Origin of the sequence: Acinetobacter sp. A3 (genome assembly GCF_012371415.1) — a bacterium.
In the GTDB taxonomy this organism is placed as follows: Bacteria; Pseudomonadota; Gammaproteobacteria; order Pseudomonadales; family Moraxellaceae; genus Acinetobacter.
This window is the reverse complement of record NZ_JAAZQW010000036.1, coordinates 1-21,421: the sequence shown is the minus strand read 5'-3', so window position 1 is coordinate 21,421 and position 21,421 is coordinate 1. Positions and strand designations below refer to the sequence as shown.

Annotated in this window: 16 protein-coding genes and 1 pseudogene; 9 read left to right on the top strand and 8 right to left on the bottom strand. The window is 41.2% G+C overall.

Features of this window, described 5'->3' with window-relative positions:
- Positions 1-184 precede the first annotated feature (184 nt).
- From HHA42_RS10825 to rpmH, 6 genes and pseudogenes are all read right to left on the bottom strand, one after another.
- The gene (locus tag HHA42_RS10825) at positions 185-520 is read right to left on the bottom strand and encodes a DUF1622 domain-containing protein (protein WP_168461457.1); all 336 of its coding nucleotides are present in this window, start codon (positions 518-520) and stop codon (positions 185-187) included.
- Positions 521-796: 276 nt separating this feature from the next.
- A complete protein-coding gene (mnmE, locus tag HHA42_RS10820; protein ID WP_168526460.1) occupies positions 797-2,152 on the bottom strand; it encodes a tRNA uridine-5-carboxymethylaminomethyl(34) synthesis GTPase MnmE in 1,356 nt (451 codons plus the stop codon).
- An 89-nt stretch (positions 2,153-2,241) separates the two neighbouring features.
- Positions 2,242-4,005: a membrane protein insertase YidC gene (gene yidC / locus HHA42_RS10815; protein WP_168526458.1), complete on the bottom strand. Its 1,764-nt coding sequence runs from the start codon at positions 4,003-4,005 to the stop codon at positions 2,242-2,244.
- A 5-nt stretch (positions 4,006-4,010) separates the two neighbouring features.
- Positions 4,011-4,332, bottom strand: a pseudogene (yidD, locus tag HHA42_RS10810) (membrane protein insertion efficiency factor YidD).
- A gap of 9 nt (positions 4,333-4,341) precedes the next feature.
- Positions 4,342-4,734 (bottom strand): ribonuclease P protein component, encoded by a 393-nt coding sequence (rnpA, locus tag HHA42_RS10805; RefSeq protein ID WP_096902024.1) that lies wholly within the window; start codon positions 4,732-4,734, stop codon positions 4,342-4,344.
- A gap of 31 nt (positions 4,735-4,765) precedes the next feature.
- Entirely contained in the window at positions 4,766-4,900 is a 135-nt protein-coding gene (gene rpmH, locus HHA42_RS10800; RefSeq protein ID WP_000831329.1) for a 50S ribosomal protein L34, read from the bottom strand.
- Positions 4,901-5,558: 658 nt separating this feature from the next.
- Between rpmH and dnaA the strand changes: the two genes are divergently transcribed.
- From dnaA to HHA42_RS10775, 5 genes are all read left to right on the top strand, one after another.
- A complete protein-coding gene (dnaA, locus tag HHA42_RS10795) occupies positions 5,559-6,935 on the top strand; it encodes a chromosomal replication initiator protein DnaA (RefSeq protein WP_168418738.1) in 1,377 nt (458 codons plus the stop codon).
- 108 nt (positions 6,936-7,043) lie between these two features.
- Positions 7,044-8,192: a DNA polymerase III subunit beta gene (dnaN, locus tag HHA42_RS10790; RefSeq protein WP_168418739.1), complete on the top strand. Its 1,149-nt coding sequence runs from the start codon at positions 7,044-7,046 to the stop codon at positions 8,190-8,192.
- A 37-nt stretch (positions 8,193-8,229) separates the two neighbouring features.
- Positions 8,230-9,312, top strand: coding sequence for a DNA replication/repair protein RecF (recF, locus tag HHA42_RS10785; RefSeq protein ID WP_168418740.1), 1,083 nt, complete (start codon positions 8,230-8,232; stop codon positions 9,310-9,312).
- A gap of 43 nt (positions 9,313-9,355) precedes the next feature.
- Positions 9,356-11,824: a DNA topoisomerase (ATP-hydrolyzing) subunit B gene (gene gyrB / locus HHA42_RS10780; RefSeq protein ID WP_168418741.1), complete on the top strand. Its 2,469-nt coding sequence runs from the start codon at positions 9,356-9,358 to the stop codon at positions 11,822-11,824.
- A 171-nt stretch (positions 11,825-11,995) separates the two neighbouring features.
- Entirely contained in the window at positions 11,996-12,355 is a 360-nt protein-coding gene (locus HHA42_RS10775; protein ID WP_168461461.1) for a hypothetical protein, read from the top strand.
- A gap of 486 nt (positions 12,356-12,841) precedes the next feature.
- Here HHA42_RS10775 and HHA42_RS10770 read toward each other — a convergent pair whose 3' ends face one another.
- Positions 12,842-14,773 carry an ATP-binding cassette domain-containing protein gene (locus HHA42_RS10770; RefSeq protein WP_168526454.1) on the bottom strand — a complete coding sequence of 644 codons (1,932 nt, stop codon included), beginning with the start codon at positions 14,771-14,773 and terminating at the stop codon, positions 12,842-12,844.
- Positions 14,774-15,171: 398 nt separating this feature from the next.
- Between HHA42_RS10770 and HHA42_RS10765 the strand changes: the two genes are divergently transcribed.
- The 3 genes from HHA42_RS10765 to erpA all read left to right on the top strand — a co-directional run bounded on the left by HHA42_RS10765 (position 15,172) and on the right by erpA (position 17,766).
- Positions 15,172-16,182 carry a putative solute-binding protein gene (locus tag HHA42_RS10765; protein WP_168526452.1) on the top strand — a complete coding sequence of 337 codons (1,011 nt, stop codon included), beginning with the start codon at positions 15,172-15,174 and terminating at the stop codon, positions 16,180-16,182.
- Positions 16,183-16,291: 109 nt separating this feature from the next.
- A complete protein-coding gene (locus HHA42_RS10760; protein WP_168526450.1) occupies positions 16,292-17,299 on the top strand; it encodes a putative solute-binding protein in 1,008 nt (335 codons plus the stop codon).
- Between the two features lie 131 nt (positions 17,300-17,430).
- Positions 17,431-17,766, top strand: coding sequence for an iron-sulfur cluster insertion protein ErpA (gene erpA, locus HHA42_RS10755; protein WP_004969742.1), 336 nt, complete (start codon positions 17,431-17,433; stop codon positions 17,764-17,766).
- 117 nt (positions 17,767-17,883) lie between these two features.
- Here erpA and HHA42_RS10750 read toward each other — a convergent pair whose 3' ends face one another.
- The gene (locus HHA42_RS10750) at positions 17,884-19,011 is read right to left on the bottom strand and encodes an anhydro-N-acetylmuramic acid kinase (protein ID WP_168526448.1); all 1,128 of its coding nucleotides are present in this window, start codon (positions 19,009-19,011) and stop codon (positions 17,884-17,886) included.
- A gap of 63 nt (positions 19,012-19,074) precedes the next feature.
- On the opposite strand from HHA42_RS10750, the gene tyrS reads away from it, so the two are divergent.
- On the top strand, positions 19,075-20,307 hold the full coding sequence (gene tyrS / locus HHA42_RS10745) for a tyrosine--tRNA ligase (protein ID WP_168418748.1): 1,233 nt from the start codon (positions 19,075-19,077) through the stop codon (positions 20,305-20,307).
- The last annotated feature ends 1,114 nt before the right edge of the window (positions 20,308-21,421 follow it).

The window sequence follows — 21,421 nt, the reverse complement described above, 5'->3', positions numbered from 1 at the left end:
TTTTGCAGAAATCATCCAAAATACAAAATAATTCGGTAATATGATCCATTGAGAAGCCTTGTTTTATAACATTTTGTATTGAGAACCAATATGTTACAAAAACAGGGCTTTTTTTCTACTCTTTTTTTATATCGAACTCAGGTTAAGTAAAAATATGCTACAAGCAGCCGCCTGCTTTAATCAGCTATTTTTCATTGTTCGGTTGATGCTCAAGCTCTTTAATCAAGAAATAGTTTAAAAATGTCCGAATCACGGCAATGATACCTAGTTTAATCAGGCTGTCTAAATCGGGATCGACTGTTGTCGCCAGAATATCTGCAGCCAATTGAAACTCTAAAGCGGTTGCCAACCAATCTCCAAAGCAATATCGCGCAGTGCGGCCTGATTTTAACTGGATCAACACAATTAAGGTTTTAATTAAACCAATAACCACACACACCACAGAGATAAACTCTAGGGAAAGTTGCAGAAAATGCACCCAAGTGATCAGTAGTTCTCTTAAATACATCACATCCAGCATTTAAAATCTCCTGCAAAGAGCTTCTCTTAGGCATTAAGCATTCAATTTAGTGTCATTTTTTTAATTATTTACACCATCATAGCTTTAAATGCTGGGGGTAAAAAGACCAAAGTGATTTGAACAATCGCTTGTGACGAATAGGAGACTAAAATAATATTCAAAGTGATATTTTTTAACAGTATGCAGTAAATATGAGAAAATAAAAAAAGCACTAAGTTACTAAAACTTAATGCTAATTTTTATAGTTGGCTAGAGAGTAATTGCGGGAAAGTGAAACTACTTTCCAATACAGAACGATCCAAAAATCCTACCCAATAAATCATCGGCAGAGAAATCACCTGTAATTTCACCCAATGCATTTTGCGCCAAACGTAAAGACTCCGCTACCAACTCACCTGCATGATAGACCACCAACTGCTCACGTGCTTCTGCCAAATACTGCTGAGTGCGCTTCATTGCGTCTAAATGGCGGGTACGTGCAATAAAGGTATCTTCTTCAGGCTGAAATCCTGCATGCGCTGTAATCGCTTCTATGAGCGACTGAACACCTGTTTCCTGTTTAGCCGACACCGTAATATGCCTAAAGCCATTAAAATCTGAAATTTCAGCGGCGACTCCAGTTAAATCACATTTATTGCCAATCAACATTAAACGCTTTGGCTCAATATGCTGAGCAAAATAGTGTTGTGCCAATTGCAGTGGATCTTCATGCTGGCTTAAATCATAAACCAATAGCAATAAATCTGCCTGTTCAATTTCTTTAATGGCACGGCGGATACCCTCTTTTTCAACAATATCGCCTGTTTCACGTAAACCAGCGGTATCGGTCAAAGTAATAGGTAAACCATTTAAGCTGATCTTTTCATGCAATACGTCACGTGTAGTACCCGCAATATCCGTCACAATGGCACGTTCAATTCCTGCCAGTGCATTCAGCAAAGATGATTTACCTGCATTCGGTTTACCTGCAATCACCACCTGCAAACCTTCACGCAACAATTGCCCTTGACGTGCAGACTGCTGCACGGCACTCACCGAAGCAGCAACATCATCCAGCAAATTTAAAATTTTCCCATCGGCTAGAAAATCAATTTCCTCTTCGGGAAAATCAATGGCAGCTTCTACGTGCAGGCGCAAATGAATTAATTTTTCCAGCACGGTATTCACTTTCGTGGAAAATGCCCCCTGCAAAGAACGTACAGCAGAACGCGCTGCAGCTTGTGAAGTGGCATCAATTAAATCGGCTATCGCTTCAGCCTGTACCAAATCCAGTTTGCCATTTTCAAAGGCACGCATGGAAAATTCACCCGCTTTAGCAGCCGTTGCCCCTAGCTCAAGCAAACGTGCAAGCAGGGCATTTTGAATGACAGGGCCACCATGCCCCTGTAATTCCACCACATCCTCACCAGTAAATGAGTTTGGATTAGGAAAGCAAATCACCAAGCCTTCATCCATGACCTCACCTGCCGCATCATAGAACTGCCTAAAGCCTGCATAACGTGCTTTAGGCAAGGTTTTTTCGGTCAAAGCCTCAGCTATGGCATAGGATTTTGGGCCAGACAGGCGGATTACCCCCACACCACCACGGCCAGGCGGAGTCGCAATTGCTGCAATGGTGCTGCGGTTATACATAAATTCACCTAGAACTTTAAAAGATATGCAAAGAAAAATCCGCCTAAGATTACCATCTTAAGCGGATTTATTCAGCTGCTCAGCCACACTTAATTGGCTGGAGTTGCCTGCTCACGTTTGGCACGGTCTTTCTCAACACTTTTGTTGATCAAGCTTTGCTGTAAAATCGTAATCAAGTTGTTGACAATCCAGTACAGAACCAAGCCTGCAGGGAAGAACAATAAGAATACGGTGAACACAACAGGCATCACACGGAAGATTTTAGCCTGCATTGGATCAGTCGGTTGTGGATTCAACATTTGTTGAACATACATGGTCACACCCATCAATAATGGCAGGATAAACCAAGGATCCATTGCCGATAAGTCCTGAATCCAACCTAACCATGGCGCATGACGGAGCTCTACCGATTCCATCAATACCCAATACAAAGCAAGGAAAATTGGCATTTGCAGTAACAATGGCAAGCAACCAGACAATGGGTTGACCTGTTCACGCTTGTACAGCGCCATCATTTCTTGCGAGAAACGCATACGGTCTTCGCCAAACTCTTCTTTCATGCGCTGCATTTCAGGTGCAATCACACGCATTTTCGCCATAGAGCGATAGCTCTTAGACGACAACGGCCACAGAATCAGTTTCACTAAAATAGTCAATAGAATAATCGACCAGCCCCAGTTCCCAACTAAACCATGGAAGAATTGCAAGCCAACGAACAATAGCTTAGCAATTGGCCATAACCAGCCATAATCCACAGTTTGGTTCAAACCAGTCGCTAAATCTTTCAATTCAGACTGAATTTTTGGGCCAGAATAGAACGTCGCATCGACTTCAGCCACCGTACCAGCAGGTACGTTAATGGTTGGAGAAGTAAAACCAATGATGTTCATTTCATCGGTAGACTTACGTGATTCCAGTTTCGCAGCGTACGGTTGACCATCGGCTTGTGTCAGTTTTAATTGACCAGGCACCCATGCACTCACGAAATAGTGCTGTACCACAGCCACCCAACCGCCTGTTGCATCAACACTCAGTTTTTCTTCATTGAAGTTGTCAAATTTCAGCTTGTTGTAGTGCTCATCAGGCGTACCCCATGCACCACCCAGGAACGTTCCCAAAGTAAAAATACCTTGGTCTGACTTACCAGGATCATCTGAATTGTCACGTTTGATCTGACCAAACATCTGACCTTGCCAGTTTTGCTTGCTGCGGTTAATCACTTTGTGATTGACCAATACAGGGTATTCACCCGCAGTAAAACTAAAGGTCTTGATGATTTCAACGCCATCTGCAGTTTTATACACCATTGGTACAGTTAAAGTTTTAACTGTTTCACCGGCTTTATTTTTGCTGGCTTTGGCATCGGCTAAGCTATAGTTTGATTTTTCAATTTCATAGCTTGGACGACCATTACGACTACTGTCTGGACCATTCAACCCGATTAACCCAGATTGCGCGACATAAGTGCGCTTAGCGTCGCTTTCCAGCATCACGAAAGGATCGTCACTGTCTTTATTCTTGTCATGATTGAGTAATTCAACACGAACAATATCACCACCTTTAGGATTAATCCAAAGATGATAAAGGTCAGTTTGTACTGAAATAAGCTGCTGACTTACAGGTGCTGTGGCATCGGTTGTTTGCTGTGCAGGAATATTTGCTTGCGGTACATCAGAAGCTGCTGTAGCCGTTTGGCCATTCGGCAAATCTGCAGACACTTCATGTGAAACAACGGCAGTTTGTTGCTGCGGTGCTGTTTCAGCATTTCCATAATCTTTTTGCCACGCCAAAATGAGCAAATATGCGACGACAAACATGGCCCCGAGAATTGCAAACCTGGCCCATTGTTGCATATCTATTACCCCAAGTGGTTAGAGTGATTTTTGGTTCAATAAACGATCACGAAAGGGTACAGTAATGTGATGCGTTTGAGAATCTATTTGCTGAAATGAAATAAAACGAATGACTTTTGGCGGCACTGGGTCATAACCTGAACCACCCCACGGATGACAACGACAAATACGTTTTGTAGCCAGCCACACACCACCCACAGCACCATGGCTATGCACTGCTTCCAAAGCATATTGAGAACAAGTTGGAATATAACGACAGCGCGGGCCCAATAACGGACTAATCGCGATCTGATAGAAACGTATCAACCAATGCAGTAAACGTACCATTGGCCATCTCTACTTTTGTGGGGAGGGAGCTATTTTTGAATGCTTTTTGGCAAGACGTTGCAACTTTTGCCAAGCAAATTGTAATTGCTGATGCAATTCCGCATTAGATACAGTGTCAATTCCAACTTTGGGCATTACCACAATATCCAAGTCATTTAATTGCTGTTGATGCAAGCGAAAGCTTTCGCGAGCAAGTCGTTTTACTCGATTTCGTTCGTGTGCACGACGCACTTTCTTTTTTGCAACGACAAGACCCAAACGGCTATTTGGCAGTTCGGAATGTTTTGCAAGAAATAAGAAATGGGGTTGATGCACTTTAAAAAGCGCACCATCAAACACACCTTTATAATCGGCAGCACAGCGTAATCTCAACTCTGTGCTGAAGCCATAAAGTGTTGTCATAACACCCAAAAGTCGGTTCAGCGTGACTGTATTAAACAGTTAAGCTGTGACGACCTTTTGCACGACGGCGAGCTAATACTTGACGACCAGCTTTAGTAGCCATACGAGCACGGAAACCATGAACGCGCTTACGCTTTAATTCAGATGGTTGAAATGTACGTTTCATATCGAAACTCCAAAAATGATCTTTCTATAAAGGTCCGCGATTTTAGTGCTCATTGCTTGAGCTGTCAATGAAAAACACGTTTTCTTATTAAATAAGCCTTAATTTTTCATTCAACTTACTTTTGCCAGCGTGTTCAGTTTTTTTGGTAATTTTAAAATATACACAAGATAAATATTTGTTTATGTTTGACTAATAAGTTATTAACAGTATTATTCACATAATTATCCACAAGTTTATTCGCTTTTAATTTATGGCTGTTGTTTTGAATTTAAATTTAAACCATAGCTGAATTATCCACAGCAGCTTGCGCTCTTATAAATAAATTCAAATTTATAAATTTAAATTTATTACTATTAGGGCAGCATTTTTCTGTGGGAAAGCCACTTTTTATATAATAAAACAATGAGATGTATTGTGGATATCTGTGTTTTTATAATTTTAATACTTTGTGGATAACTTTATGTTATATTTTATCCACATCTTGCGGATAAGCTTATCCACACCACGATATAAATTTAAATTCAGGTTTGATGATTTCTTTTTTGAGCAATTTTGCTGATTTTGTCATGACAGATGTGGATAACTTGGTTAGAATGGCGACCCGCTCAGGCGGTCTAGGTAAGTTTTAAATTTAAAATGGATTGAATAGGGGTTTCACATGCTTTGGACGGACTGCTTAAATCGCTTGCGACAAGAGCTCTCTGGAAATGTCTTTACAATGTGGATTCGCCCATTGGTGGCAGAAGAAGTTGAAGATACATTAAAACTTTATGCGCCTAATCCTTATTGGACACGCTACATTCAAGAGCATCATCTTGAGTTAATTGCTATTTTGGCCGAACAACTGTCTGAAGGACGGGTGCGTAAGGTTGAAATTTTGGTCGATTCACGTCCAGGTGCAATTTTATCTGCCAGTGAACAACCTGCTACAACTACAGCTGCGCTGGAATCTGCGCCTGTGCCTATTGCAAAACCTAAGCGCGAAAAAGAAGAGTCTTCTGCAAAGAGTCGTAAACGCCAGTTAAATCCGTTATTCACCTTTTCTTTGTTTGTAGAAGGTCGTTCTAACCAAATGGCTGCGGAAACCTGTCGCAAGGTTTTGACCCAGTTGGGGGCATCTCAGCATAACCCGTTATTTTTGTATGGCCCTACAGGTTTGGGTAAGACCCACTTAATGCAAGCAGTGGGTAATGCTTTGTTGCAAGCCAAACCCAATGCTCGGGTCATGTATATGACTGCAGAAAGTTTTGTGCAGGACTTTGTCAGCTCTTTGCAGCAAGGTAAAGTTGAAGAATTCAAGAAAAACTGTCGTTCTTTAGATTTATTGTTGGTCGATGACATCCATTTACTGGCTGGTAAAGAAGCCAGTTTGGTCGAGTTTTTCTATACTTTTAACGCATTACTCGATGAATCTAAACAGATTATTTTAACCTCAGACCGTTATCCAAAAGAATTAACTGAATTGGATGCTCGTTTGGTGTCACGTTTTTCTTGGGGCTTGTCTGTAGGGGTTGAACCACCCGATATTGAAACCCGTATTGAAATTTTATTAAAGAAAGCCGAAAGCAGTGCAGTAGATTTACCACGTAATTGTGCTTTATTTATTGCTCAACAGGTGGTGGCGAATGTTCGTGAATTAGAGGGCGCCTTGAATAAAGTCGTCGCCATTTCACGTTTTAAAGGCACACCTATTGATCTAGATGTGGTTCGTGAATCTTTAAAAGACGTTTTAGCAATTCGTGCGCGTACCATCAGCACAGAAAATATTCAGCGTGTGGTGAGTGAGTATTTCCGTATTCCTTTAAAAGAATTGGTGGGGCCAAAACGTACACGTATTTATGCACGTCCACGTCAGTTGGCGATGGGCTTAGCGCGTGAACTCACAGGTGATAGTTTCCCAGAAATTGGTATGGCATTTGGTGGGCGTGATCACAGTACCGTGATGCATGCCTGCGAAAAAGTACAAAGCCTGCGTGAAGAAGATCCGATCTTTAACGAAGACTATAAAAACTTGCAACGCTTGTTGCAAAGTTGACCGAATTTGCTCAAATTCTGTTCTTGCCATGCGGCAGCTTTTGCCGCATAGTACACTGCTAAAAAATCTATTTTATTCTCCAATCTTCAGTTGTTAGAGGAATGCACCGTGCGTTTAAAAATCGCGAAAGAAAGCTTACTGAATGTTCTGTCACATGTCGTAGGAGCGGTTGAACGTCGCCATACCTTAAATATTTTATCTAATGTCAAAGTACAGGTGACAGAGCAAGCGCTCACTATTACAGGTTCAGACTTAGAAGTTGAATTGGTGGCTAGTACTCAATTGGCAGAAGGTGCATGTTTGCAAGCAGGGGAAACCACAGTACCTGCACGTAAACTCATGGATATTTGTAAATCTTTGCCAAGCGCAGCTTTAATTGATTTACAAATCACTGAAGATCAGCGTTGTATTTTAAAATCAGGCAATAGCCGCTTTGTATTGGGCACTTTGCCTGCAGAAGATTATCCGTTATTGGCCACTGAAAATGCTCAGGGCACGCAAGTGACAGTGACCGAGCGTGAATTAAAACGCCTGTTTGAAAAAACTGCGTTTGCCATGGCGGTGCAAGATGTTCGTTTTTATTTAACAGGTACTTTGCTAGAAATTGACGAAAATCAATTACGTGCAGTAACTACTGATGGTCACCGTTTGGCTTTATGTGAAACGGTGGCATCTTCTACGGCTACGCAGTTAATTCAAGCAATTGTGCCGCGTAAGGCAGTGGCTGAATTGCAACGTTTACTTAGCATTGAAGATGAGCAATTGGCGTTGTTAATTGGTCGTGAATTGTTAAACGTAACCATTCGTACCCCAAGCCGTGACAAAGAACAAGCGGATATTACCGTGCGTTTCACCACAAAACTGATTGATGGTAAATTCCCAGATTATCGTCGTGTGATTCCTCGTGGTGGCGACAAAAACGTGCTGATTGCACATGATGTTTTTAAACAGTCTTTACAGCGTGTTGCGATTTTAAGTAATGAAAAATTACGTGGCGTATTTCTGAACTTTAGTGCAGACACTTTGCAGTTACGCGCCAATAACCCAGAACAAGATGAAGCCATTGAAGATTTAGCGATTCAATATGCTGACTCACCGTTAGAAATGTCTTTTAACGCGCAATATTTATTAGATGTTTTGGGCGCATTAGATGGTGATGATGTTTCTATGACCATGACTGAAGCCAATCAGTCAGTATTGGTACAAGACCCAGCGCATCAAGATCAAACTTATGTTGTAATGCCAATGCGTGTTTAAGCGAGTCGTGTATTCAAAAAAATAATTTAGCTGAATCATGCATATTACGCGTTTACATATAGAGCGTGTTCGGAACTTAAAAGCGGTTGCACTTCATGAGTTGCAGCCGTTTAATGTCTTTTATGGGCAAAATGGCTCAGGAAAAACTTCTATTTTAGAGGCGGTTCATTTACTTGCCACAGGCCGCTCTTTTCGTACCCATATTCCAAAAAATTATATTCAGAACAGCAGCCAAGATGCGATTGTATTTGCCCAGTCTTTGACAGAAAAAATTGGTATGCAAAAAATGGCTTCAGGTGAGCAGTTGATTAAAGTCAATGGTGACCCTGTTGCAACCCAAGGTCAGCTGGCTAAGATTTTACCTTTGCAATTGATTGATCCACTCAGTACCGAAATTATTGACCATGGGGCCAAACCACGGCGTCAGTTGCTGGACTGGTTGATGTTCCACGTGGAACCAGAATTTTATCATGCATGGCAATACTATTCCCGTGCCTTAAAACAACGCAATAGCCTACTCAAATCTCAACGTCATTTAAGTCTGTCTGATCTAGAGCCGTGGAACAAAATGCTCAGTGATTATGGGGAGATTTTGCATCGGCAACGGGTTGGTGTTATGGAGCAATGGCAACAGTTTTTTGCTCAGGACTTGCAGCAGTTATTGCCAGATTTAGAGATTCGTCTGGAATATAGCGCAGGCTTTCATACCGATACGGGCTTGCTGAATGATCTGTGCAATTATCATCAAAAAGATCTAGAGCGTCGTTATACCGAATACGGCCCACACCGTGCCGATTTACGCCTAAAAACCCCAATGGGCGATGCAGATGTGGTGCTGTCACGTGGGCAGAAAAAGCTATTGATTATGGCCTTAAAACTTTCACAGATTGCAATGCTGCATGCGTGCAACAAGGAAACTGTGGTATTATTAGATGATCTGACAGCAGAATTAGATTTAAGCGCACAACAACGTTTAATTGAACGATTAAGCCAATTGGGTAGTCAAGTTTTTATTACCACTTTAGATCATCAATCCGTGCAACAACACTTACAAGCGTTGTCGATTCCTTATCGCTTATTTCAGGTCGATCACGGTACGGTGCAGGCTGTTGAGCAATAATTTTTTATCTTTGGATAGACCTATTTTTCACTAGGGAGAAACCATGAGTTCAGAAGATCAATCTGTCTCTACTACAGAACAAACCAATGAAAAGGCTTATGATTCCTCTAGTATCAAAGTATTGCGTGGCCTAGATGCTGTTCGTAAACGTCCAGGCATGTATATCGGTGATACAGATGATGGTACAGGCTTGCATCACATGGTGTTCGAGGTAGTCGATAACGCTATTGATGAAGCTTTGGCGGGCCATTGTGATGAAATCTTGGTGACTATCCATGAAGATGAATCTGTCAGCGTATCTGACAATGGACGTGGTATTCCAACCGATATTCACCCTGAAGAAGGGGTGTCAGCTGCAGAAGTTATTCTGACTATTCTGCACGCAGGAGGTAAGTTTGATGATAACAGTTATAAAGTGTCGGGTGGTTTACACGGTGTAGGTGTGTCAGTCGTGAACGCACTATCGAGCAAACTTGAACTGACGATTAAACGTGCAGGGCAAATTCACCAACAGGAATATCGTCATGGTGACCCGCAATATCCTTTAAAAGTGGTGGGTGAAACCGCAGATTCGGGTACAACAGTGCGTTTTTGGCCAAGTGCTGACACTTTTAGCCAAACCATTTTTAATGTCGATATTTTGGCGCGTCGCTTACGTGAACTGTCTTTCCTGAATGCGGGTGTGCGCATTGTATTACGTGATGAGCGTGTAAATTTAGAACACATTTATGATTATGAAGGTGGTTTGTCTGAGTTCGTTAAATATATCAACCAAGGCAAAACTCACCTGAATGAAATTTTCCATTTCACCTCGCAAGCTGAAAACGGTATTACTGTAGAAGTGGCATTGCAGTGGAATGATTCATATCAGGAAAACGTGCGTTGCTTTACCAATAACATTCCGCAAAAAGATGGTGGAACACACTTGGCAGGCTTCCGTGCTGCGCTGACCCGTGGTTTAAACAACTACATGGAAAGTGAAAATATCCTGAAAAAGGAAAAAGTCGTGGTGTCGGGGGATGATGCGCGTGAAGGCTTAACTGCGATTGTTTCGGTAAAAGTGCCAGATCCAAAATTCTCTTCGCAAACCAAAGAAAAACTGGTTTCCAGTGAAGTTAAGCCTGCGGTTGAGCAGGCCATGAATAAATCTTTCTCTGAATATTTATTGGAAAACCCGCAAGCGGCAAAATCAATTGCAGGGAAAATTATTGATGCAGCACGTGCCCGTGATGCGGCACGTAAAGCGCGCGAAATGACACGTCGTAAAAGTGCGTTGGACATTGCAGGTTTGCCAGGTAAATTGGCGGACTGTCAGGAAAAAGACCCTGCCTTATCTGAATTGTATCTGGTCGAGGGTGACTCGGCAGGTGGTTCGGCTAAACAAGGTCGTAACCGGAAGATGCAAGCGATTTTACCTCTGAAAGGTAAAATCCTCAACGTGGAACGTGCACGTTTTGACAAGATGATTTCATCTGCTGAAGTTGGAACTTTAATTACCGCTTTGGGTTGTGGTATTGGCCGTGAAGAATATAACCCAGACAAGTTGCGTTATCACAAAATCATCATCATGACCGATGCCGACGTGGATGGTTCACACATTCGTACCTTGTTACTGACTTTCTTCTTCCGTCAAATGCCAGAACTGGTTGAGCGTGGTCATATTTATATTGCACAGCCACCGCTGTATAAGCTCAAAAAGGGCAAACAGGAACAGTACATTAAAGACAACGACGCACTGGAAACTTATCTGATTTCCAATGCCATTGATGAGTTAGAATTGCATGTGAGTGCTGATGCGCCTGCCATTCGTGGTGAAGCTTTGGCGAAAGTGATTGCAGATTATCAAACTTCGCAAAAGAGTCTGAGCCGCTTGACCCTGCGTTATCCTGCAAGTTTGTTGGATGGTTTATTAGAGCTAGAGGCGTTTAAAATTGACCAGACTGCAGATCAGGCTTATGTGCAGCAATGGGGTGAGCAACTGCGTAGCAGCATTGAAAAATTGCAGCCAAGTTTGCGTCCAGAACTGAGCATTGAACAGTTTGAAAAAGAAGATGCAGAGGGTCAAAAATCTGCAACTTATTGGCCAAGAATCACGGTTTATGTACACAACTTACCGCATGCATATTTGTTAGATGCTGGGTTACTTGGTTCAGCTGAATATGCACGTTTGCTGAAAAATTCAAAAAGCTGGTTTACATTGCTTGAAGAAGGCGCTTATTTGGAAAAAGGCGAACGCAAAATTGCGGTCAATACTTTCCATCAGGTGTGGCAGCACATTTTACAAGACTCACGCCGTGGCATGATGATTCAGCGCTATAAGGGTCTAGGTGAGATGAATGCTGAGCAGCTTTGGGAAACCACAATGGATCCTGAAAACCGTAATATGTTGCAGGTGACCATTGATGATGCAATTGAAGCAGATCGCATGTTCTCTTGCTTAATGGGCGATGACGTAGAACCACGTCGTGCCTTTATTGAAGAAAATGCCTTAAATGCAGATATTGATGCTTAATTAGCGCCAAGACAATGCATTGTAAAAAGCACTCTACGGAGTGCTTTTTTGTGTTTGGCTTTTGTTGTTGTCATGATTTATCCAAATATCTTTTATAAAAATGACTTATTGTTCTGTCATGCTGAGCCTTAACTAATCAAATTTACATAAAAATAGAGGATAAGCAGCAAGATGGATAATCAATTAGAACAAGCGCGTGACGCATGGTTAAACGCCTTTTTTACGGGCAATGTTGAAACACTCGCACAGTATGAAGATGACGATTTTAGCGTAATTTATGAGGCTGAATCGCGCGTGGAAAATCGTGAAACACGTTATGCCACAATTCAGCATGCAATTAAAAATGGGGTATGGAAGCCACAAAAACCCAATGTCGATTCTGAAGAATATGCATTTGACCGTGAGCAGGTCAACTGTCGGATTCAGATTGGTTTGGCGGATGAACAGGGCTATATTCAAGAAATCTGGCGCTATTTACAGGGCTGGAAAATTCAGGAATTACGTTTTTGTGCAGCCAAAGTCAGTGCCTAATGAGTCGTATGGCTTGTGGATAATTTTAGATAATTAGGACTGAATTTTTAATTCGCTGATCGTATATTTGAGCTAAAAGCAGAAAAAATAGTGGTTTTGAATTTAAAAACGAATATCAAATTAGGTTGTGGGTAACTTTTGAATCGGCTTTGAATTTAAATCTAAGATTTTAAATTTAAACGTTGCGCTTTGAATTTAAAATGCATGATTTGAACACCTAGCTTCTTGCTCGATCTGATTTTAATTTTTATTGCAGTTTGCTGTGGAACATCAGGGATTGGTCTGTGCTAAATCTTTAGCTGTGGATTGATTAGATAAATTAAACACATGCAGCGAAGGTTTTAGCTTCGTTTATATTTTGATTGTGAAGATAAATTAAAGGATAGCAATTAAGGATAAAAAGTCTGTGCCCTCAGCACTGCGTTGGATAACAGACACAGTCTAAAGGCGATGATGATTAATACTTAATTGTCTGAATAATCAGGCTTATTCAAAACTACTTTCGAGTTCTTCAAGTTCCATCATCAGTTCAAGCATATGTTCTTCTGCTTCTGCCAATGCTGCTTTAAGATCATTTTGCTCATTCATCAGTTGAAGTAAATCATCTTTACGTGATGCTTCATATAAGGCGGTATCTGCCAAAAGGTTTTCAATTTCGCTCAAACGTGGTTGAATTTTTTCAATTTTAGCTTCGTATTTTTCAATATTTTTACGTAAAGGGCGGGTCTGCTCACGGCGTTGAGCTGCCAGTTTACGCTGCGCTTCTTTATCAATTTTACTCGGACTGGTTTTTTCAGCTACTGGGCTTGGGTTACTGCTCTCCGTGCTGCCTTGTTTGATCATGTCTGCGCGTGCTTGACGCAACCAGTTGGCATAATCCTGTAAATCCCCCTCAAATTCAGTACATTGTCCTGCATGTACTAAAAGTAGATCATCACAAACACTGGCAATCAGTTGACGTTCGTGTGAAACCAACACCACAGCACCTTCATAGTCTTGCAGCGCCATGGTTAAGGCGTGCCGCATATCTAAGTCTAAATGGTTGGTTGGTTCATCTAGAATCAGTACGTTAGGGCGTTGCCATACAATTAAAGCCAAAGCCAAGCGCGCCCGTTCACCACCCGAAAAACTTTCACACGGGGTATCCATGCGTTCACCGCTAAAGCCAAAGCTGCCTAAAAAAGAGCGTAAAGTGGCTTCACTGATTTTAGGATCGGCAATACGTGCCAGTTGTAACATTGGGCTGGCATTATCATCTAAAGCATCCATTTGATGCTGTGCAAAATAACCAATATTGAGCAATTCAGACGCTTTACGGGCACCAGACAATAAGGCCAATTCACCAACTAAGGATTTAATCAGGGTCGATTTACCCGCACCATTCATCCCCAATAAACCAATGCGGCTGGTCGGAGTGATTTGTAGGTTAATTTTACTGGCAATGACTTTATTTGCATAACCAATACTGACCTGCTCCAAGGTTAATAAAGGTGAACTCATTTTGGTGGGTTCACGGAAACTGAAGGTAAATGGCGTATCTACATGCGCAGGGGCAAGTAATTGCATGCGTTCCAATTGTTTGATACGGCTTTGCGCCTGACGTGCTTTGGTGGCTTTGGCTTTAAAACGGTCAATATACTTTTGCAAATGTGCGCGGGTTTCTTGCTGTTTTTCATAAGCTTGTTGATGCTGTGCCAAGCGTTCACTGCGGGTAGTTTCAAAAGTAGAATAATTGCCGGTATATAAAGTCAGTTCACCATTTTCAATATGTAAAATATGATCGGTAATGGCATCTAAAAAATCGCGGTCATGTGAAATCAGCACTAAGGTTCCTGAATAGGCTTTGAGCCAGTCTTCCAACCATAAAATGGCATCTAGGTCTAAGTGGTTGGTGGGTTCATCCAGTAACAGCAATTCTGAACGGCTCATTAAGGTGCGAGCCAAATTCAGGCGCATGCGCCAACCACCTGAAAAGCTACTCACAGGCAAGTTATTTTGATGTTCCATAAAGCCTAAACCTGCCATCAACTGTGCTGCTTTGGCAGGGGCAGTATAGCCATGTATTTCATCAAAACGACCATGCAAATGCGCAAGGCGGTCATTGTCCATTTGTTCAGGCTGTTCTAATTGTTGTTGAATATTCCAGTATTCCTCATCACCTGAAAGTACAAAATCTATTGCAGGCAAGTCCAAGGCTTTAACTTCTTGTGCCATGTGCGCCACAGTCCAACCTTGCGGACGGCTCAGTGTACCTTCATCGGGGGTTAAACTGCCCAAGAGTGCGGCAAATAAACTAGATTTTCCTGCACCATTTACACCAGTCAGACCGACTTTCCAGCCAGGATGGATTTGCATAGACGCTTTTTGGAATAAAACACGTCCACCGCGGCGTAAAGAAACTTGGTCAAGTTGAATCATGGTGTTTACTGGTCACAACAAAAGGTGTGCCTATTCTAATAGAAGCCCAGAAGAAAATAAAAATAAGCAGGGTTTTATTTATGCTGCCCTGAATTTTTAGTGCTTAAAAAGACAAAAAACAGCTTTTGCCAAGCTAAATAGCCACAGTTTTTTTATGACTTTGTAAACAAGAGCAGGAGAGCTTAAATCGGCGAAAAGTTAATGCTGAATTTTAAACTATTAAAATTTAAATGAATTATCTCATTTTGATATTGGTGTATGAACAGTTGAATCCATTTTTGACAGAATTGACAGATGAAATTTGAGTAAATGCTCTATTTTTTTAATTTGAACTTGCTTAATATTTATTCCGTGTACGGACACTCAAAAATAAAAAAATGTGTAGAAGGATCGTAACAATGAAAAAAACATTAGCAACCCTTACCACTTTGGCTGCAATCGGTTTCAGCGCGCAGGCGCAGGCAGCAAAAGTAGATGTGTGTGTCTTTGACTTACTGGGTAAGTCTGGTGAATCATTTCAAATGGCACAAGAGTGGGCCTTGGCTGCAAAAGGCTGGGGTGCAGAAGTTAATTTAATTCCGCGTCAAGATGAAGCGGTCGCAGACAATGATTTTAAGGCAGGTAAATGTGATGGGGTATTTATGACCGCCATGCGTGCCCGTCAGTACAATAAATTTGCAGGTTCAATTGATGCATTGGGTGGCGCACCAAGTAATGTTATTGCACAGCGTGCCATCAGTTTTGCCCTAGATAAACGTAATGCAGCCAAAATGGTCACCAATTTAGGTGGGAAAAAGTATGAAGTGGCAGGGATTTCACCTTTAGGTTCGGCTTTTATTTTTGTGCGAGATAAAAATATTACCTCTATTGAAAAAGCAGCAGGCAAAAAGTTTGCAGTACTTGGTTATGACGATGCGCAAAAAATTATGGTGCAGCGTGTTGGTGCGCAAGCCGTAATTTCAGATGTGTCTAACTTTGTGGCCAAGTTCAATAATGGTCAGGTAGATATGGTTGGTGCGCCTGCTTATGCTTATAAACCTTTAGAAATTTATAAAGGTTTAGGCAATAACGGGGCAATGTTTAATTTCCCTGTGTTGCAAGTGACAGCTGACTTTGTGATTCGTCCTGAACAATTTCCTGCAGGTTTTGGTCAAAAATCACGTGATTGGTTTGTGAAAAACTTACCTAAAGCCATGCGCATGATTAACCGTTTGGAAGGTGAAATTCCAGCCAAATATAAAATGAACCTCAGTGCAGAAGATAAAACCAAATATCAAAAAATGCTGCGCGATGGACGTATGGATATGACCAAGCGTGGCATTTATGACCCTGCCATGATGAGCGTATTAAAACGTGCCCGTTGTTCTGTCGAAAAAACCAATTTTGAATGTTCACTTGGTGGTGAATAATGAAGCTGTAAACAACCGAGCAACTGCTCGGTTGTTGATGACTTGAAATTTGCTTTAAGTCAGATAGATAACAACAACGTTAGAAAAACAAAAAATAAGGAAGATATGCATGAAACAATGGACGCAGGCTTTATTATTCGGTGCGGGGATATCTCTGGCTGCCAGCGCCGTACAGGCCAAACAAGTGGTTTGTGTATTTGATTTGGTTGGAAAAAATGGTGATGTTTACAACCTAATGCAAGATTATCAATTGGCCGCAAAAAATTGGGGTGCCAATATTGAATTACGTGTTGGTCAAAACGAAGGGGTTATCGCAGAAGACTTTAAAGCAGGTAAGTGTGATGCGATTAGTGTAACAGGTATGCGTGGGCGCCAATTTAACCACTTTACAGGTTCATTGGATGCCATTGGTGCTATTCCTGATTTAAAACTTGCAGTAAAAGTCATGCAAGGGTTGGCCAGTCCTGCATTTGCCAAATATATGCGCAATGGTCAGTATGAAGTGGCTGGTGTAATTCCAGTGGGTGATGCCTTTTTGATGGTGAATGACCGCAGCATTAATAGCGTGGCCAAAGCTGCAGGCAAAAAAATTGCAGTTTTAGATTACGACCAAGCGCAAAAAATCATGGTACAGCAAATTGGTGCGCAAGCAGTTAGTGCCGATGTTACCAATTTTGGCAGTAAATTTAACAATGGTCAGGTCGATATTATTGGCGCACCAGCCGCAGTTTTCCGTCCTTTAGAGTTACATAAAGGTTTAGGCAGCAAAGGCGCAATTGTGAATTATCCAATTTTACAGGTGACGGGTAATATTATTATTCGCCCAGATAAATTCCCTGCAGGTTTTGGGCAAAAATCACGTGAATGGGTTAAAGGCCAATTACCACGTGCCTTTGGTATTTTAGGAAAAATGAAAGCCGATATTCCTGCCAAATATTGGATGCAAGTGCCTGCAGCAGATCAACCAGGTTATCAAAAAATGATGCGTGAATCGCGGATTGATTTGACCAAACGTGGAGTCTATGACAAGCGCATGATGAAATTATTGTGGCAATTCCGCTGTAAAGAAGCGCCAACCAATTTCGAATGTGGTTTGCAGGATGAAAATTATAAATGATTCGATAATCTTGAGATAATTACTCAGAATTCACTTTAATTCTGCATCACAGTCCCAATATTGAGTATGCTATACTTGAATAGTGGTCTTTTTGCGAAAAAGACATCTGAATTGTATCTGAGGAATCCATCATGAATGCCCAAGCACTTGAGCTGACCGATAACGCTGCTAAAAAAGTTCGCCAATTGCGTGATAGCGAAGGTAATCAAGACTTAATGCTACGTGTCTATGTCACAGGTGGGGGCTGTTCAGGATTTTCTTATGGTTTTAACTTTGCAGAAAGCCAAAATGAAGATGATGCAGAATTTGTGAATGGCGATGTAAAAATGCTGGTCGATTCACTCAGCTATCAATATTTAGTGGGTTCAGTGGTAGATTATATTGAAGGCTTAGAAGGTTCACGTTTTGTGGTACAAAACCCGAATGCAACCACGACCTGTGGCTGTGGTTCTTCATTCTCAATCTAACCAATGTGATCTAAAAATTATTTAGGTATAACCATCTAAAAACTGGATGGATGTACTACAAATTAAAAAGCCTTTCCTGTGCAGAAATAGGAAAGGCTTTTTTGTTCCTGCTTGGAGTTAAACCAAGGTCATGGTACCTAAAATGCGATCACCTTTTGCCCCAGTCACAGCAGGTAAATTACCACTTAACTGTTGGCAAAAACGCATCGCTAACCAAGCAAACGCCGTCGCTTCTACCCAAGTTGGGTTCAAACCTAAATCGGCTGTGCTTTGCACAGTCCACTGATGTTTTCGCAAACGCCAGCGTAACTGTTCCAATAGGTAGGAGTTATAAGCACCACCACCGCAGACGTAGACTTCGCCTGTATCCATGCCAGAACGGTAAATGGCTTTTTTAATGGCACGTGTGGTCAGCTTTAATAAAGTCGCTTGTACGTTTTCAGGATTATCTTCGAGTTCGTCATATTCCACATCATTGCGCCAATCTGCAATTTGCTCATCTAGCCATTCTAAATTAAAGTCTTCGCGCCCCGTACTTTTTGGCGGTTCTTTAGAGAAAAATGCATGCGCTTGCAATCGATCTAGTAAGCTGCGAATCGGGTGTCCATAAGCAGCCCAGTTGCCATTTTCATCATACGGCTGACCTGTATAACGCTCACACCAAGCATCCATTAAAATATTGGCAGGCCCTGTATCAAAACCAGATACTGCTTCAGGCTGCCCCGCAGGTAATAAGCTGACATTGGCAATACCGCCTAAATTTAAAATAACCCGATGAATACTCGAATGTTGAAATAAGTTTTGATGGAATGCTGGTACTAAAGGTGCACCTTGTCCACCTGCGGCCATATCACGACGACGAAAATCTGAAATTACAGGAATTTGTGTGATTTCGGTGATGATATTGGGGTCACCAATTTGCAAGGTAAAGCCATGTTCGGGACGATGACGAATCGTTTGACCATGTGAGCCAATCGCTTTAATTTGAGATTTATCTAGTTTATTTTTTTCGATCAGACTATTAATGCCATGACCAATCATGGTGGCCAAAGCTACATCGGCCTTGCCCATGCGGTCAATTTCATTGTCATCAGGCAAAGTCAGTGCCATGAGTTCATCACGTAAATCAGGGTCAAACGGCAAAGTTAGGGTGGCGTGGAGTTGCAGTGGATCAAAAGAAGCAGCAACAAGATCGACACCATCCATGCTTGTGCCCGTCATTACCCCAATATAGATCGCTGTCATGGTTATTCTATAGCCTGCAATATGCTGAAAAAGTGTTAGTATATCGCACAAATTGAATAACTGATGTGTTTGGATTTCGTGATGTCAAATTTCCTGCCGGCTGAAGAACAACTTGCTCTCATTCAACGAGGCACGCATGAAATTATTTCTGAAGAAGATCTTCTGAAGAAATTAAAAGAGAATCGTCCTTTAAAAATTAAGGCGGGTTTTGACCCGACAGCACCTGATTTACACTTGGGGCATACGGTATTAATCAATAAATTAAAAGTATTCCAAGACTTAGGTCACGAAGTGTTTTTCTTGATTGGCGACTATACGGCCATGATTGGTGATCCAACAGGTAAAAGTGCAACTCGTCCGCCGTTGTCACGTGAAAAAGTTTTGGAAAATGCCAAAACTTATCAAGAACAGGTTTTTAAAATTCTTGATCCTCAGAAAACCAAAGTGGTGTTTAACTCTGAATGGTTTGCTACAAAAACTGCAGCCGATTTAATCCAATTGGCATCGCAGCAGACTGTAGCACGCATGTTGGAACGTGATGACTTCACCAAGCGTTATAACAACCAACAACCGATCGCGATTCACGAATTTTTGTATCCATTGGTACAAGGTTATGACTCGGTGGCCTTACAAGCCGATGTGGAGTTAGGTGGTACAGACCAGACCTTTAACTTGTTGATGGGACGTACCTTACAAGGTCGTTATGATCAAGAAGCGCAAGTGTGTATCACGGTGCCAATTTTAGAAGGTTTAGATGGCGTCAATAAAATGTCTAAATCTTTAGGCAACTATATTGGCGTGTTTGATGCACCGGGTGCGATGTATCAAAAAGTCTTATCTATGCCAGACAGTCTGATAGAACGCTATTTTGAATTACTCAGCTTTAAGTCAATGGATGAAATTGACGTATTGTTGAAAGAAATGGCAGAAGGGCGTAATCCTCAAGAAATCAAAAAGATTTTGGCGCTTGAGTTGGTTGAGCGTTTCCACGGTGCGGAAGCTGCTGCAAACGCCCATAAAGGTGCGGGCAATATTATTACCGAAGGTGAATTACCAGAAGGTACACCTGAGGTGACCATTTCACGTGCTGAGTTTGGCGGTGAATTATTTATTGCTTCTATTGTGCGTGCAGCAGGCCTGACTAAAAATGCAGCGCAAGCCAAAGATGCAGTTGCACGTGGTGCAGTAAAAGTGGACTGGAATGTTGTAGATGCAGGTTTTTCTGTGAAGGAAAATGCAACGCATATTATTCAGGCGGGCAAAAAAGCGATTGCCAAAGTCACTTTTACCGACTAATCGTGTGCTAAGTAATTGAAAATAAAAGCAGGCATTGGCCTGCTTTTATTTTATGTTGGGTATATGAATTATTTAAATAAGTAAATTCAAAAAAAACCTTATAAAAACAACACTTAAATTTTGCCAAGTGGCTTGCATTTTTGCTCAGTTATGTATATGATTCATCCATCTAGACACAGTGTACAAAACAGATCTAGAGGGTACTTATAACTATAGCTCCACAATTTCCAAGTCTCTTCCCCAAGGGACTCTTTTTTTTCGTATAACTATAATAACGATATATGGATCGCATATAGATTCAACTCCGAGGGAGAGATTTTGGGAGAGATCTCTTTCTTTTTTTTGCCTCTAGTTTTGTTGTATTTTATATCTAAAGGTAAAATGTAAGATTACTTCTCTTTGTTTTATAAAAATATTCTTAAAACTTTAAGACCTAATTCAAATTTCAAAGCTACTTATATATGGTAAAACATCTTGTAAGTAGTGCATGTGGATGGCGCGATCTAAACTTGCCGAATAGAAGAGTAGGTTTGTCAACTTGAAGTCGGTAATGCAAATGCTAAGCATCAACTTTGAATTAACGGACAAAACCACCAAGCTGACATGAAATCAATGCTAGATGTACGCCGTATGTAGGAATATTATTTTGGATAATGCAAAAGCATTTTTAACTGAGATGTAAAATTTTTTAGATGTCGTAAGATGAAACGAATCATATACATTGGCAATCGTTGATTGCAGTCTTCAAAACTTGACCGATTTGAACCCATAAAAGTATGGATAAAAAAAGTCTTCTCTGCATTGTAGAGGAGAGTTTTTATTTAAATTTGATGAAAAAATAGCTAAAAAATTAAAAAACCAAGCATTTTTGTAGAAAAAAAATACATACGTGAAAAATATTCTAATTTGGGGCTTGCAAAGATTTTGAAATCCCCTAGAATGCACCCATCCCGACGCGAAACAACTAAGTAACTTAGCTCACAGGGTTAAGTTGTAGAGAAAGTTTTGCGTTATATTTTCACTGACGAAGTGAAAATAAGATCATTAAGAGATTATGAAGAACAACTTGTGTGGATTTTTACTGATTGATTGATCGAAAATATTTCATTGATTG